At 58.6% G+C, this 14,162-nt stretch carries 10 protein-coding genes and 4 pseudogenes; 8 read left to right on the top strand and 6 right to left on the bottom strand.

Features of this window, described 5'->3' with window-relative positions; translation table 11 throughout:
* The first annotated feature begins 91 nt into the window (after positions 1 to 91).
* The 8 genes and pseudogenes from NKH36_RS24625 to NKH36_RS24590 form a co-directional block, all read left to right on the top strand.
* Complete coding sequence (locus tag NKH36_RS24625) at positions 92 to 790, top strand: CoA transferase subunit A (protein WP_352958900.1); 699 nt, start codon at positions 92 to 94, stop codon at positions 788 to 790.
* A 13-nt stretch (positions 791 to 803) separates the two neighbouring features.
* Positions 804 to 1,433 carry a 3-oxoacid CoA-transferase subunit B gene (locus NKH36_RS24620; protein WP_352958902.1) on the top strand — a complete coding sequence of 210 codons (630 nt, stop codon included), beginning with the start codon at positions 804 to 806 and terminating at the stop codon, positions 1,431 to 1,433.
* Positions 1,434 to 1,478: 45 nt separating this feature from the next.
* The gene (locus NKH36_RS24615; protein ID WP_352958905.1) at positions 1,479 to 2,660 is read left to right on the top strand and encodes an acetyl-CoA C-acetyltransferase; all 1,182 of its coding nucleotides are present in this window, start codon (positions 1,479 to 1,481) and stop codon (positions 2,658 to 2,660) included.
* Between the two features lie 441 nt (positions 2,661 to 3,101).
* The gene (locus NKH36_RS24610) at positions 3,102 to 4,202 is read left to right on the top strand and encodes a GlxA family transcriptional regulator (RefSeq protein WP_352958903.1); all 1,101 of its coding nucleotides are present in this window, start codon (positions 3,102 to 3,104) and stop codon (positions 4,200 to 4,202) included.
* Positions 4,199 to 5,045: pseudogene (gene panB / locus NKH36_RS24605) on the top strand (3-methyl-2-oxobutanoate hydroxymethyltransferase). Before NKH36_RS24610 ends, panB begins: the two are co-directional and overlap by 4 nt.
* A pseudogene (locus NKH36_RS24600) lies at positions 5,042 to 5,293 on the top strand (pantoate--beta-alanine ligase); the annotation flags it as partial. The pseudogenes panB and NKH36_RS24600, both read left to right, overlap by 4 nt.
* Positions 5,294 to 5,359: 66 nt before the next feature.
* Positions 5,360 to 6,557 (top strand): annotated as a pseudogene (locus NKH36_RS24595) (IS3 family transposase).
* A 67-nt stretch (positions 6,558 to 6,624) separates the two neighbouring features.
* A pseudogene (locus NKH36_RS24590) lies at positions 6,625 to 7,150 on the top strand (pantoate--beta-alanine ligase); the annotation flags it as partial.
* A 478-nt stretch (positions 7,151 to 7,628) separates the two neighbouring features.
* On the opposite strand, the gene NKH36_RS24585 reads toward NKH36_RS24590, so the two are convergent.
* From NKH36_RS24585 to NKH36_RS24560, 6 genes are all read right to left on the bottom strand, one after another.
* Entirely contained in the window at positions 7,629 to 8,471 is an 843-nt protein-coding gene (locus NKH36_RS24585; RefSeq protein ID WP_352964939.1) for a sugar phosphate isomerase/epimerase family protein, read from the bottom strand.
* Positions 8,472 to 8,663: 192 nt separating this feature from the next.
* Positions 8,664 to 9,791: an S-(hydroxymethyl)glutathione dehydrogenase/class III alcohol dehydrogenase gene (locus NKH36_RS24580; RefSeq protein WP_352964937.1), complete on the bottom strand. Its 1,128-nt coding sequence runs from the start codon at positions 9,789 to 9,791 to the stop codon at positions 8,664 to 8,666.
* 144 nt (positions 9,792 to 9,935) lie between these two features.
* The gene (locus NKH36_RS24575; protein ID WP_352964934.1) at positions 9,936 to 10,598 is read right to left on the bottom strand and encodes a GntR family transcriptional regulator; all 663 of its coding nucleotides are present in this window, start codon (positions 10,596 to 10,598) and stop codon (positions 9,936 to 9,938) included.
* A gap of 379 nt (positions 10,599 to 10,977) precedes the next feature.
* Complete coding sequence (locus tag NKH36_RS24570; protein ID WP_352964933.1) at positions 10,978 to 12,210, bottom strand: NAD(P)/FAD-dependent oxidoreductase; 1,233 nt, start codon at positions 12,208 to 12,210, stop codon at positions 10,978 to 10,980.
* 70 nt (positions 12,211 to 12,280) lie between these two features.
* Entirely contained in the window at positions 12,281 to 12,601 is a 321-nt protein-coding gene (locus NKH36_RS24565) for a MocE family 2Fe-2S type ferredoxin (RefSeq protein ID WP_352964985.1), read from the bottom strand.
* 115 nt (positions 12,602 to 12,716) lie between these two features.
* Positions 12,717 to 13,730 carry a sterol desaturase family protein gene (locus NKH36_RS24560; protein ID WP_352964931.1) on the bottom strand — a complete coding sequence of 338 codons (1,014 nt, stop codon included), beginning with the start codon at positions 13,728 to 13,730 and terminating at the stop codon, positions 12,717 to 12,719.
* Positions 13,731 to 14,162 lie beyond the last annotated feature (432 nt).

Genomic DNA, 14,162 nt, shown 5'->3' with positions numbered 1-14,162 from the left:
CGCTCGGTGCTGATCGGAGCAGCGGCAGGTTTTGCGGCTACCGCAGGTGGTCTGGCTGAAAAAGCGCGGGTATCGCAAAGTGGAGGACAAGATGAATAAGGTCTTTTCCGGTGCAGCAGATGCGCTGGAGGGTGTTCTGCATGATGGCATGACGATTGCTGCCGGCGGGTTTGGCCTTTGCGGCATCCCGGAACTTTTGATCAGTGCGATCCGCGAGGCGGGGACCAGAGACCTGACGATCGCCTCGAACAACTGCGGCGTCGACGATTTCGGGCTTGGCGTGCTGCTGAGGACGAAGCAGATCAAAAAGATGATCTCCTCCTATGTCGGTGAGAATGCCGAGTTCATGCGGCAATATCTCAGCGGCGAGCTCGAGCTCGAATTCAATCCGCAGGGTACGCTTGCAGAACGTATGCGTGCTGGCGGTGCCGGAATCGCGGGGTTCTATACTAAGACCGGCGTCGGCACGGTCGTGGCCGAAGGTAAGGAGCATAAGGCGTTCAACGGCGAGACCTATGTCCTTGAGACTGGCATCGTTGCTGACCTCGCAATTGTTAAAGCCTGGAAAGCGGACACGACAGGCAACCTTGTCTTTCGCAAGACGGCTCGCAACTTCAATCCGCCGGCAGCAACCTGCGGCAAGATTTGCGTTGCCGAGGTCGAACAGATTGTGCCGGTCGGCAGCCTCGATCCCGATCAGATTCACCTGCCCGGGATTTACGTGCATCGCCTCATCCAGGGGGAACACGAGAAGCGCATCGAACAACGCACGACACGCGTAGCAGCGTAAGGGAAGGAAACACATGGTTTGGGATCGAAACCAGATGGCTGCGCGAGCGGCTCGCGAACTTGAAGACGGGACCTATGTCAATCTCGGCATCGGCATTCCAACTCTGGTTGCCAACCACATTCCTGAAGGGGTCAACGTGACGCTGCAGTCGGAGAACGGCCTTCTCGGTATAGGCCCGTTCCCGACGGAAGACGCCATTGACGCGGATCTCATCAATGCCGGCAAGCAGACAGTGACTGCGCTTCCGCATTCGGCCTTCTTCGACTCCGCGCAAAGCTTCGCGATGATCCGCGGGGGTAAGATTGCTATGGCTATCCTCGGCGCGATGGAGGTGTCGGAGGAGGGTGATCTTGCCAACTGGATGATCCCTGGCAAGCTGGTCAAGGGCATGGGCGGTGCAATGGATCTGGTCGCCGGCGTGAAACGCGTGGTTGTGGTCATGGATCATACCAACAAGGCTGGCGAATCCAAGATTCTGAAGGGATGTACCCTACCTCTGACCGGTCAGCGGGTGGTCGACAGGATCATCACCAATCTGGGCGTGTTCGATGTCGTCGAAGGCGGATTGCAAATCGTTGAGCTTGCTGAAGGCGTGAGCGAGAGCGACTTCCGCAACGCCACCGAAGCGACAATCGTCAACTGATACCCTGCCATAGCGGCCGTGTCAGTCATTTAGCTGGAAGGAACAATCATGACTGCATCTATTGTCATCGCCAGCGCAGCACGGACCGCGGTTGGTTCGTTCAACGGTTCCTTTGCCAACACGCCGGCCCATGAGCTTGGTGCGGCTGTCATCAAGGGTGTGCTCGAGCGCGCCGGCATTGAGACGGCCGAAGTCGATGAGGTGATCCTCGGCCAAGTCCTGTCCGCTGGCGAAGGCCAGAACCCTGCCCGCCAGGCTGCCATCAAGGCCGGCATTCCGCAGGCAGCCACGGCCTGGGGCATGAACCAGCTCTGCGGCTCGGGCCTGCGCGCGGTGGCGCTCGGCATGCAGCAGATTGCCACGGGTGACGCCAAGATCATCGTCGCCGGAGGCACGGAATCCATGTCGATGGCGCCGCATTGTGCGCACCTGCGCGGCGGCGTGAAGATGGGCGACTTCAAGATGGTCGATACCATGATCAAAGACGGCCTGACCGACGCATTTTACGGCTATCACATGGGCACAACGGCCGAAAACATCGCCAAGAAGTGGCAGCTCTCCCGCGACGATCAGGATCAGTTCGCACTCGCGTCGCAGAACAAGGCGGAAGCCGCGCAGAAGGCCGGCCGCTTCGCCGACGAAATCATTCCTTTCGTTGTCAGGGGCCGCAAGGGCGACGTCTCCGTCGATCAGGACGAATATATCCGCCACGGCGCGACGCTGGAATCGATGACCAAGCTTCGCCCCGCGTTCGATAAGGAAGGAACGGTCACCGCCGGCAATGCCTCCGGCATCAACGACGGTGCTGCCGGAGCACTGCTGATGACCGAGGAAGAAGCCGGTCGTCGTGGCATCCAGCCGCTGGCCCGCATCGTCTCGTGGGCTACTGCTGGCGTCGATCCGCAGGTTATGGGTACCGGCCCGATCCCGGCATCCCGCAAGGCGCTGGAAAAGGCCGGTTGGACAATCGGCGATTTGGAGGTGGTCGAGGCAAACGAGGCTTTCGCGGCTCAGGCATGCGCCGTCAACAGAGACCTAGGCTGGGATCCGGCGATCGTCAATGTCAAAGGCGGCGCCATCGCCATTGGTCATCCGATCGGCGCGTCCGGCGCGCGCGTGCTCAATACCCTATTGTTCGAGATGAAGCGGCGCGGCGTTTCAAAGGGTCTAGCGACCCTATGCATCGGCGGCGGCATGGGGGTTGCCATGTGCGTGGAAGGGTTATGAGAGATAGCAAATTCCGTAGCGATGTCGTCTTAGGGAAAGTTGATCAGATCCAGCTTTATGTTAGGCCGTCAAAATAATTGCCCTTCTTGCTAACGCTTAGACGGCACCCACCATGCAAGACTTAAGCAGATGATCGGGCGTCTTCTCAAAATTGGATGTGCTTCTCCAACACTGTAGGAAAGGAAAGGAAGGGAGGTATTCGGCCTGCGGCAAAGTGCCTAAGGCGGCCGCGGTCGCCGGTGCCCACCTCCGCCGGTGCTCAGAAAGGCCGCTCCGCCTCGGCCTGCATTTCGTTGGTGGCGGTGCGGCCGAACCAGGGCGGCGTCGCAAAGCTACTGCCATGCCGACGCAATCGTCCTTTCCTCGATTTCAGCCATCACTCAAATTAGGCGCGGTGCTAATTATACCGCGTCGCTAAGAGAACACTGCGGAGAGTCTAAAATGGTCCATCACTGGTCCCAGCGCGCCTGGGCATCCGCTCCTGCCATAGAGCCGGTTACTGTCGCCCTCTATTTGGCACCCGGGTTCGAACTTCTCGCTGTCTCATCGGCCTTGGACGTCTTGCGCCTCACCAACAAAGCCGCCGGGCGTGAAGCCTTTCGCTGGCGTATTGTTTCCAACCTGGGCGGAGCCGTAAGGGCAAGCTGCGGCATCGTTGTCACGGCCGACGCCGACTTGGCCCAGGAGCGCAGATGCCTGATGCAGCCTGAACGCCCGGCCCTGGCTCTGGTCTTCGGTGATGAGCATGATAAAGGGCGCGAAACGAAGGTGCTGAGCGCATGGTTGCGGGAATGTCGCCAGCGTCGCATTGGGACAGGCGCATTTGGAAACGGTGTCGCTGCTTTGGCCAAAGCCGGCCTGCTGAACGACCGCAAATGCGCCGTCCATTGGGAGGCCCTGCCGGGATTCAAGGAGCGGTTCATGCGTATCGAGGCGGTAGCCACCGTCTACGAGGTTGATAACAACATCTGGAGCTGCGCCGGGGGCACGGCAGCCTTCGATATGATGATCGAGCTTGTGAAACATCATTGCGGTGAACCTGTTGCGGTGAGCGTTGCGGAGTTGGCCGTCGCCGGCCGTGTCCGCACCGGCGATGAGCGCCAGCGGCTGCCGCTGTTGCGTCAGCATGGCAGGCTCAGCCCGACGGTGGTGAAACTCATCGATTTGATGCAGAGAAATCTGGCCACGCCGCCTACAATGGCGGACCTCGCGGCCGCTGCGGGTGTGTCGAGGCGGCAGGTGGAACGCCTGTTCCGCAATGACATTGGTCGCTCTCCCTGCCGCTACTTCCGGGAATTGCGATTGGAACACGCGAAACTCCTGCTTGCCCAGTCGGCGATGCCTGTTTTGGAGATTGCGGTATCCTGCGGCTTTGTGTCCGCCTCCCACTTTTCGAAGTGTTTCCGCGAGGCGAATAAAATAGCGCCTCACGCAGCCCGAAAAATTCCGGCCGGACGATTTCTCGGCGTGTCAGGGTCACGACCTTGCTTCGGCGACACGACACCGTTCGCGGTTGATAACGTTGGGAAGGAGCCCTCTTGAGCGCGGTTGCCAACACCAGGGCAATCACACCGCCGGATATTCGGTCCCGGAAGGGTGGAACGCCGCTCGTTTGCCTGACGGCCTATACCACGCCGATCGCAAAATTCGTTGATCGGTATTGTGACATTGTTCTCATAGGTGACAGCGTCGGCATGGTGCTCCACGGCTTGCCGTCGACGCTGGGCGTGACGCTGGATGATGGTCATGCACGGCCAGGCCGTGCGACGCGGCCTCGAGCAGGCGCTGATGGTCGTCGACATGCCGTTTGGCTCCTACGAGAAAAGCCCCGAGCAGGCCTTCCGCAATGCCGCACGTGTCATGGCGGAAACCGGCTGCGCGGCGGTCAAGCTCGAAGGTGGCGAGGCAATGGCCGAGACGATCCGCTTCCTCGCTGCACGCGGCGTGCCGGTCATGGGCCATGTCGGTTTGACGCCACAGGCGGTCAATACCTTCGGCGGCTACCGCGTGCAGGGCAGAGGCGGTGATGCGGAGCGCGTCGGGGCGGACGCGCATGCCGTGAGCGAAGCGGGGGCATTCGCGGTGGTGCTTGAGAAGGTCCCCGAGACGCTCGCCCGCCGGATCACCGCAGAGGTAGCGATCCCGACGATCGGTATCGGCGCCTCGGCGGCCTGTGACGGGCAGATACTCGTCGTCGACGACATGCTGGGCATCTTCGGCGACTTCCGGCGCAAATTCGTCAAGCGCTATGCCGAACTCGGTGAGATCGCCGAGGCGGCGATTGCTGCCTATGCGCAGGAAGTCCGCGACCGCCGCTTTCCAGCGGCCGAGCATCAGTTCGGCGACGATGCGCCAAGGACGGTCAATGGTGGAAAAGGCGCATGAGCATTCCGATCGCACGAACCGTCACCGAGTTGCGCATGGCTTTGGCCGGATGGCGTCAGAATGGCCTGAAGGTCGCTGTCGTGCCGACTATGGGTGCCTTGCATGAAGGCCATCTGAGCTTGGTGCGTACCGCGCTCGCCAAGGCCGACCGGGTTATCGTGACGCTGTTCGTCAACCCGAAACAGTTTAACAGCGCGGCCGATCTCGCGGCCTACCCGCGCACTGAGCATGACGATGCCGCCAAGCTTGTGACCTGCCACGGGTAATTTCCTCCATCTGAGATTAGAGTCCGGCCTCGATTGAAGGACGGACTGATGAAGAGAAAGCGGTTTACGGAAGAGCAGATCATCGCGGTTCTGCGTGAGCATGAGGCGGGAGCAAAGGCGGGCGACCTGGCGCGCAAGCATGGGATCTCCGAGGCGACGCTGTATAACTGGAAGGCGAAATATGGCGGGATGGACGTCTCCGATGCCAAACGGCTGAAAGCCTTGGAAGACGAGAACGCGAAGCTGAAGAAGCTGCTCGCCGACCAGATGCTCGAAGCGTCGGCACTGCGCGAGCTTCTTTCAAAAAAATGGTAGGGCCCGCCGCCAAGCGCGAAGCCGTCGCGCATCTGCAGGCCGTCATGGGCGTGTCGGAGCGTCGGGCCTGTTCCTTCGTCGGTGCCGATCGCAAGATGGTCCGCTATCGGTCCCGGCGTCCGCCGGAGACGGAGCTGCGCACAAGGTTACGCGACCTCGCCAACGAGCGCCGCCGCTTCGGCTATCGACGCCTGTTCATTCTGCTCCAGCGAGAGGGCGAGCCATCAGGGGTCAATCGCATCTACCGGCTCTACCGCGAGGAGGGCCTGACGGTGCGCAAGCGCCGGGCACGGCGACGAGCGGTCGGCACGCGGGCGCCGATTCTGGTTGAGGCGAAGCCGAACGCGCGCTGGTCGCTGGACTTCGTCCATGACCAGTTCGCCTGCGGGCGGCGGTTCCGGGTGCTGAACATCGTCGACGACGTGACGCGCGAATGCCTTGCCGCGATCCCGGACACGTCGATCTCCGGTCGGCGCGTTGCTCGGGAACTGACTGACCTGATCGCCTGGCGCGGCAAGCCGGACATGATCGTTTCCGACCACGGCACAGAGTTCACCTCGAACGCCATCCTCGCCTGGTCGAAGGATCATCGGATCATCGCGTCGAATGGCACTACATCGCGCCGGGCAAGCCGATGCAAAATGGCTACGTCGAATCCTTCAACGGCCGAATGCGCGACGAGCTGTTGAACGAGAGCCTGTTCTTCGGCCTCGACCACGCCCGCAGTGCCATTGCCGAATGGAGGCAGGACTTCAACACCGCGAGGCCCCATTCCTCGCTCGGCTACCAGACCCCGGCGGCCTTCGCCGGAACCCTCGCCGCAACCGGCTCCGACGCTGCGCTCAATGAAGGCTTCGCGTCTCCGCTGGTTGCTCAAACCGCGCCATACGGCATAACAGAAACGGCCGAGGCTCTAATCGCCACTGGATGAAAGTTCAGTGGCAGGTCACTTGCGCCGCTCGGCGCTCATCTGCTCTACGCGCCAAATGCAGCGGACGGTCGCCAAGCTCTTTTTCCAGACGCGTGCTGATCTCGCCTTCTTCGGCGAGAAGGATTTCCAGCGTTTGCCGGCTCGTGCGCGATCTCGACATTCCGATCGAGATTGTAGCATGTCCAACGGTACGTGAAGCCGACGGCCTGGCGATGTCGTCGCGCAATGTCAGGCTCTCGGCCGAACAGCGCTTGGCAGCGCCAAAGCTCCCCAAAATCCTCTCCACCTCGGCCGAGCGGCTGTCGGCGGGAGCGCCGGCAGAGCTTGTGCTTGCCGAGGCCAGGCAAGCGATCCTCGCTGCCGGTTACGACGGAGTCGAGTATCTCGAGCTACGAGCAGACCATGACCTGTCGCCGCTTGGCGCCGCGGATCGACCGGCCCGCCTGATCGTCGCCGCCTGGCTGGGCGGGACGCGGCTTATCGACAACGTCGGAGTTCTGCCCGGGGCAGCGCAAAGGCGAGGTGCTCGCGGCAGCCAATGCCGCATGATTGAGCAGCCGCAAGGCTTGGACAAACGTGCGTCGTCAAAATGACCCAGACAAATGGCCGTAGCAGGGTGAGTGAATATGGTCATTCGATTGAAGGAGCAATCGGAAGCCGGAGGCTGAGAGCGGTCACGTTTCGCGCGGCCCACCTAGGCATGAACGCGCTCTTCGCAGGATCGAACGGCGTCGCGGAGCACGGGCCATCGTCGCCTTGAGATCCGCAAACTCAACGACGTCCAACCGCTCGGCGATCGCGCCGATTTCCTCACCAGGATCGTCAACGATCCCAGCGGGCAGATCAACGACCTCCTGCCGGCCGCCTACCTCCAGGCCGCCGAGATCTGGGGCATACCTGGGCTTACGCATCTTGCGAGCCAACCGCGTCAGTAATTCTGTCACGCTGGCTTCATGGGATCTAGATGATTGCCGAAACAAATGCCGGCGCCCCAATGTCTTTGGCCGGCATCCCTCCTGAAGCACCAAAAGCCTCAACTAGGCTCCCTTTGGGAGGACCTAACATGCAGGTTTAGACGCCTGTTAATGCTGGCGCGGCCCAAACACCCATCACGAGATCGCGCATTAGCAGCGCTTCAGCCCAACGATCTGTCGAGTCATTTCCAGCACTGGTTGTGATTGCATAAGGGCGTGGTCCAAGCTCACAAGTAAAGCTTAGTTGGGCGTCAAAATCTGCGCGGCGGCGCCAACTTTCGAATCCGTAGCGCCACCAGCCAGCGAACAGGTCCACCCACATCTTATGATGCGGGAATGAGATCTCGATCTGTACCTGTTCGCGCGATGCCACACGGCCATGAAATGCCCAGGATGAATCCAAAATTCTTTCGATGAGCCGATGATTTTCGTCGCTTACAGGCCAAGCAAACTCGCGACCTACAAGGAAATGCGACACATCCGCGAGAAGCGGCATGCTCGGCACGGCATCCAACAGATCAAGTGTGTAGAAGAGATCGGTCGTGAGCCGATTGCGATGCGTCTCAAAATAAACCTGAAAGCCAGCACCTTCGCTGATCTTCATCCACCGCTCAATGAGGTCGATGCCATCGGCTAGTCGACGCAGTCTTACATCCGGTTGCACATTGAAGTGCAGTGCGCCAAGCCCACCGACAAAGTCGATTTGCCGCTTCAAATCATCATCGCTCGCAGGAAGCCCGCATGCTTCGACAAGCAGGCCGGCTCCGCCGAGCGCCCGTTTAAGCGACTGAGACTGCTCCTTACTGCCGAGGAAGACGCTTACTCCATCAAAGCGCGCGTCTGCAATCATGCGAAGGTTTTCGTCAAGAGTTCGTTCGAACCCATCGGGCTCGCGTCGCTCCATTGCCCAGAGTGATTGAAGAACCTTGAGTTGCTGCATCACGCCTCCCCGTATCGTTAAAGGTGCCCTGTTGTGACAGTATCGAAATGACTAGAATTCGTCAGGCGAGCGCTCATGGCGAAGGGAGCATTTGAATAGAGAGCGGGATCGCCGACACCCTTGCGTTGCGAGCGCGCAAGCTGCGCAAATCGTAGATATCCGCACCATCGCCTTGAGATTATCCTCCTGAGGCTAATAAACGACCACCCCGCGGATGCTCTTACCGGAATGCATCAGATCGAAGCCTTTGTTGATGTCTTCCAGCGGCATTGTATGCGTGATCATCGGGTCGATCTGGATCTTGCCTTGCATGTACCAATCAACGATCTTCGGAACATCTGTGCGGCCACGTGCGCCGCCGAAGGCGGTGCCCATCCAGTTGCGGCCGGTGACGAGTTGGAATGGGCGCGTCGAGATTTCTTGGCCGGCGCCAGCGACGCCGATGATGATCGACTTGCCCCAGCCGCGATGCGATGATTCGAGCGCCTGGCGCATCACCTTCGTGCTGCCTGTGCAGTCGAATGTATAGTCGGCGCCGCCGATCAGGTCGCCGTTACGCTTCGTCATGTTGACGAGGTAGGGCACGATGTCGTCGCCGACTTCCTTTGGGTTGACGAAGTGCGTCATGCCGAATTTCTCGCCCCACTCCTTGCGGCCGTGATTAACGTCGACGCCGATGATCATGTCGGCGCCTGCAAGCTTCAGGCCCTGCAGCACGTTGAGTCCGATGCCGCCCAGGCCGAAGACGATCGCCGTCGAGCCGATCTCCACCTTGGCCGTGTTGATGACGGCGCCGATGCCCGTCGTGACGCCGCAGCCGATGTAGCAGATCTTGTCGAAGGGGGCGGCGGGATTGACCTTGGCGACGGCGATTTCCGGCAGCACGGTGAAATTGGCGAAGGTTGAGCAGCCCATATAGTGGAAGATCTTGTCCTTGCCGATCGAGAAGCGCGACGAACCGTCGGGCATCAGACCCTGACCCTGCGTCGAACGGATGGCCGTGCAAAGGTTCGTCTTGCGCGAAAGGCACGAAAAGCATTCGCGGCATTCCGGCGTGTAGAGCGGAATGACGTGGTCGCCCTTCTTAACCGAAGTCACACCCGGGCCGACATCGACGACGATGCCCGCGCCCTCGTGGCCGAGAATGGCGGGGAAGAGACCTTCCGGGTCGGCGCCTGAGAGGGTGAAGTCGTCGGTGTGGCAAATGCCCGTCGCCTTCACCTCGACCAGTACCTCGCCGGCGCGCGGACCTTCGAGCTGAACGGTCATATTTTCAAGCGGTTTTCCGGCCTGAACGGCAACAGCGGCGCGTACGTCCATAGATCAATTCCCATGTAGGCGTGGTTATTACGAAAGTGCAGGGTTGGTCGCCGAGGATCAGCCTGCAAGGCTTGAATGACAGGTCGGCTCAAGAGAAAGCGAAACGGGCAGACCGCGTAGCATCAACGAACTTGCAGGGCCGTGCTATTGTTGCTGCTTGGAAGAGATACGCTTCCACGAAAATTTGATGTAGTTGCGTTTGATATAACCGACTGCCTCGATATCGTTCTCTCGCACTGCTGTGAGCAGATCAGTTATTTCTAGTTGTAGCAATCTAACGGCATCCGGCCATATGTCGCGGGACATGTCATACCATGCTCTGGCAGCCCTAAAATAAAGGTTGTGCCACATCTCACGGAACACCTTGTTTAGCAAAAGATCGCTAATCGCGAAGTGTAAGATATGGTTGATTTGCCAATGCTCACCGACATCAAACTTCTCTGCCAAACCGTGTGACCGGCTAAGCAGGGTTTCCAAGACAGCCACATCTGCTGTCGTCGCATCACGGGCTTCAATTCGGCCAAAAAGCTGCGCCATTTCAATTCTAAGATCGAAAACCTCACGCATTTGCACGGGGTCAAGGGTTGTCACGAAAGTACCGATGCCGTTTCTCACCTCTACCAGTCCTTCGATCGACAGCCGTTGGAATGCTTCACGAACTGGTGTCCGGCTCACGTGGAATTCAACAGCGATGTCGCTTTCCCGAAGCATTGTCCCCGGCGCATAATCAAGAAGACAAATGCGATCTCTCATCAGGTCGTGAATTTCGATCGCGCCCACCTTCCTTAATTCCGCTTCTCCGCTCATACCGCAACTCCAATGGTCATATCTCGCCCTCGTTCTATGTAAGGCAAAGCCGCCTCTTTTCTGAACATATTGTCAGGATCGAACTCCCCAAACGTTGTTGGTTTGGCTGTCATTGCCGGAAGGCGATCACCTTGAACATTCGATGCACGATCCTGGGCAGGTGACCGCCGAGTTGCAGCAGATGACTGCTCACGGCAAAAACGCGGCGCATTATCAGACCCCCACCTGGTTATCGAACAGAAGGCCTGCTCTGCGGTTCAGCTGGTCATCGGCAGAATGAGCGGGTGAGCGCGGAATGCATTTGCCTCATGTCGTTCAATTGTCAATCTTCAATATCAGTGATCCTTAAATTTGGTGCGTCTTGGAATGCCGCTTAATGCTACATCAACGATTTAAGGGCGACTGCGGGATTTGCCAGTGCGTCAGCTTGAGCGCAAATTCGCCTTTCGATCATCGCCTCGGCGATGCGTATATCCTTTCCGATAGCGGCAGCACTGCCAAACCCGCATGCCGCCACTAAGCGCCCGTCAGGGGCCAAGTTAAAGGAGATCTGTCCCTTCTCGCCAAGGTCCCTGTTTATAGCGGCACCCGAATTACTACATATACCAGCGATCTGAAGCGTCTCGTCGTACTGGTCCGACCAGAACCATGGAACGCGCTCGTAAGCGGAGTTCGAGCCCAACATATTAGCTGCCGCAGCCGCGCCCTGTTGCCACGCGTTCCGCCACACCTCGAGCCTAATTCGCTCGCCGTAGAGGGGATGCAGGAAAGAACAACAGTCGCCGGCCGTAAAAATGTCAGGATCGGAGGTGGCTAGCGTGTCGTTCGCCGCGATCCCATTTTCGATCGCTAGCCCGGCCGCTTGTGCAAGTTCTATGTTTGGAACGGCACCGACTCCCACCAGCACTAGATCGGCGAGGTATGTGCGGCCGTCAGCCAACAATACCGCAGATCGTTCTTCAGCCGCCTCGACTCCCGTGACCGTAGAATTCAGCTCAATGCGGACGCCAGCACCCAGGTGCTTTGCTTTGATGCGCTCTGCCATGCTGGCTGGTACCGCTCTCATCAGCAGACGTGGGCCGGCCTCAAGCACTGTCACAGAGGCGCCCCTGGATATCGCACTTGCAGCAACTTCAAGCCCGATGAAGCCACCTCCGATCACCACGACATTACATCCTGGCCTGAGGGCCCGCCGAATAGCGACAGCGTCGGCATAAGTGCGAAGCGCAGTCACTCGACATTGTGGGTTGACTGGGACAGTTAGTCCTCGCGGACGGGCGCCGGTCGCTAAGAGCAAACGCTCGTAAGCCAGGCGTTCGCCCCCCGAGAGCGAAACTGTATGTGTATCGCGATCGACTGACTGGACGTTGCGCCCATCAAGGTATTCGATTGCCAAATTTTTCAGCCGCTCATGAGTGATAAGGAACTTTGGCCCATCATCTCCACTCTCGGCCAACAGGTCTTTTGATAGCGGCGGTCGTTCATAAGGTAGTGTAGCTTCATTGCCGATCAGGATGACGCGTCCGCCGCACCCTCTCTCCCTTAACGCAACAGCAGCGGCCGTTCCCGCCTCGCCCGCACCGACAATTACCATAGGGCGTTCAGGTTTCATGCGGGCAATCTCGTGCAGCATAATGGTGCAGCTGGTATCTATGCGGCATCACTCTCCTCCCGATAGGCATTCAGAACTTGATGAACACGACATTGGAATCGATCTTGATCTCGTAGCGCCTTAGGTCGATGCAAGCGGGCAGAGCTCGAGCTTCGCCGGTTCGGTAGTCGAAGGCCCCAAAATGCTTGGGACATTCGATGATGTTGCCGTCCACAATGCCGTCTGCCAGATGGACCTTTTCATGGCTGCAGTGCCCGTCGATCGCAAAGTAGTTGCCGTCTGGCGACCGAATGACTGCGAACGAGCGCCCGCCATGGTCGAACCTCATAGCTTCTTCAGGCGCTAAAGCCTCCAAGGCGCAAACCTTCACCCACTCTCCTGGTTTGGTCATGTCTCTTTCTCTCTTTGGTTTGGTATCGAACACGGCGCTAATGATGCAAAACCGCCGTGCCCCGCTTGCTGCAGAGAGCAACTATTCGCCGAGAAAAGGGCAGCCCGAATGCAGCTTATGTCTTGGAACCGCTGCGGTTGAAGTTTTTTGCCTTCATTCGCCTGTACATCGCTTCGTCGGCCTCGGGCGAGCCATCGTGCGCTGTGCCGAACCACTCATCAAACGGGATTAACGTATCGCCATAGTTCACCTCAAAATACCTGTGGTGCAGGTAATGATAGTAGCCTTCGGTATCGAGATGCTTGTCCCCTTCGGATACAATCTTGTCGAAGCCGAGATGACCCAGCGCTGGGATCAGCGCCTGGATCATAAGGCAGAACATCACGTTCGTCGGGTGAGAGGGCACAACGAAGTAAAGAAGCACTCCAGAGAAATATAGGATGTGCTCAAACGTATGCATCGACAAACCCGACCATGGTCCCGGATTAACGTTATTATGATGCACTTTGTGGATGATGTGGTAGAGGGGCCCAATGTGGATCAAGCGGTGAACCAAGTAGAATTGCAGTTTTAACCACGCAGGCGTAATCAGCAGCAATCCGATAAAGTAAGGAAGATGCTGTTCAATGTTCAGTTGAGCCATGTGACCATTCGAATACATCCACCAAGCGAGCACCTCATAAGCCGTCCAAACAGGCACCCCGCTACACATAGTCCAGAAGACATTCTCTACCGTTTGGCTTTTGAAGAAAAATACTGAATTGTCGGTGTCGGGCCACTTTGCATTGTATTTGAAGCTAGTGTCTTGGCGGCGCTGAATGTATAGCAGCGTGTGTAGCCCTCCATATATAAGGACGGCCAGCGCGGCGTTGCGCAAGAGAATAGCCGCCACCCAGCCGATGCTGAACTCTCGCATCGTATCCATCGTCGGCGTCAGATAGACCCACGCGACAACCGATATACCGATGAGGAGCATATTCCAGGGCCAAAGATATCCAGGAAAGCCGAATATCCATACGAGAAACTTTTTCGGTTGAGCCGGCCATACAAACAAGGGCTCGCGGGCGGGCCGCTTATGAGGTGACCACTGGCCCCGTTTATCACGGCTTCCATAAAGGCTGTCATCCATACGATTCTCCTTCGTGAGCCCAGCGCTCTGAACTCTAAAGAACTATGATGTATACAGCCGTACGACTTTCTGGCTGTCATGTCAAGAGTGGCGGGCCATAGAGGGCCGCATGGGCAGGGTTTTGTTGCCCCTGCGGCCGCGAGCTGTGTATAGCTTGACCCAGAGCCCATGAGCTGCACGTTTACGAGCCCTGCCTCACCACATGGCAATCAGAACAGGCGCCGTTTCACTTCGGGGCCAGGCGCATGCATGGCGCGCCGGCGCCAGCAATATGCGCGGGAATCGATCCTTTCCGTCTGGTGTTCGTCGAGACACCTAGACCAAGACCAACATGGCGCGGCTGTGGGCTAGCTGTTTGATCCCAGGCTCACATGACGATGCTGAGGTCAAGAGGTGTGTTAGGGCGGCATCGTATTGCTCCCTATTGGTGGC

Source organism: Mesorhizobium sp. M1312 (assembly GCF_040318115.1).
Taxonomy (GTDB): Bacteria; Pseudomonadota; Alphaproteobacteria; order Rhizobiales; family Rhizobiaceae; genus Mesorhizobium.
The sequence above is the reverse complement of the archived record's forward strand: the minus strand, read 5'-3'. Positions and strand labels throughout refer to the sequence as shown.

Coding starts and splice junctions, on each gene's coding strand:
- NKH36_RS24625 (WP_352958900.1), top strand. CDS start 92: ATGAATAAGGTCTTTTCCGGTGCAGCAGATGCGCTGGAGGGTGTTCTG.
- NKH36_RS24620 (WP_352958902.1), top strand. CDS start 804: ATGGTTTGGGATCGAAACCAGATGGCTGCGCGAGCGGCTCGCGAACTT.
- NKH36_RS24610 (WP_352958903.1), top strand. CDS start 3,102: ATGGTCCATCACTGGTCCCAGCGCGCCTGGGCATCCGCTCCTGCCATA.
- NKH36_RS24585 (WP_352964939.1), bottom strand. CDS start 8,471: ATGCAGCAACTCAAGGTTCTTCAATCACTCTGGGCAATGGAGCGACGC.
- NKH36_RS24580 (WP_352964937.1), bottom strand. CDS start 9,791: ATGGACGTACGCGCCGCTGTTGCCGTTCAGGCCGGAAAACCGCTTGAA.
- NKH36_RS24575 (WP_352964934.1), bottom strand. CDS start 10,598: ATGAGCGGAGAAGCGGAATTAAGGAAGGTGGGCGCGATCGAAATTCAC.
- NKH36_RS24570 (WP_352964933.1), bottom strand. CDS start 12,210: ATGAAACCTGAACGCCCTATGGTAATTGTCGGTGCGGGCGAGGCGGGA.
- NKH36_RS24565 (WP_352964985.1), bottom strand. CDS start 12,601: ATGACCAAACCAGGAGAGTGGGTGAAGGTTTGCGCCTTGGAGGCTTTA.
- NKH36_RS24560 (WP_352964931.1), bottom strand. CDS start 13,730: ATGGATGACAGCCTTTATGGAAGCCGTGATAAACGGGGCCAGTGGTCA.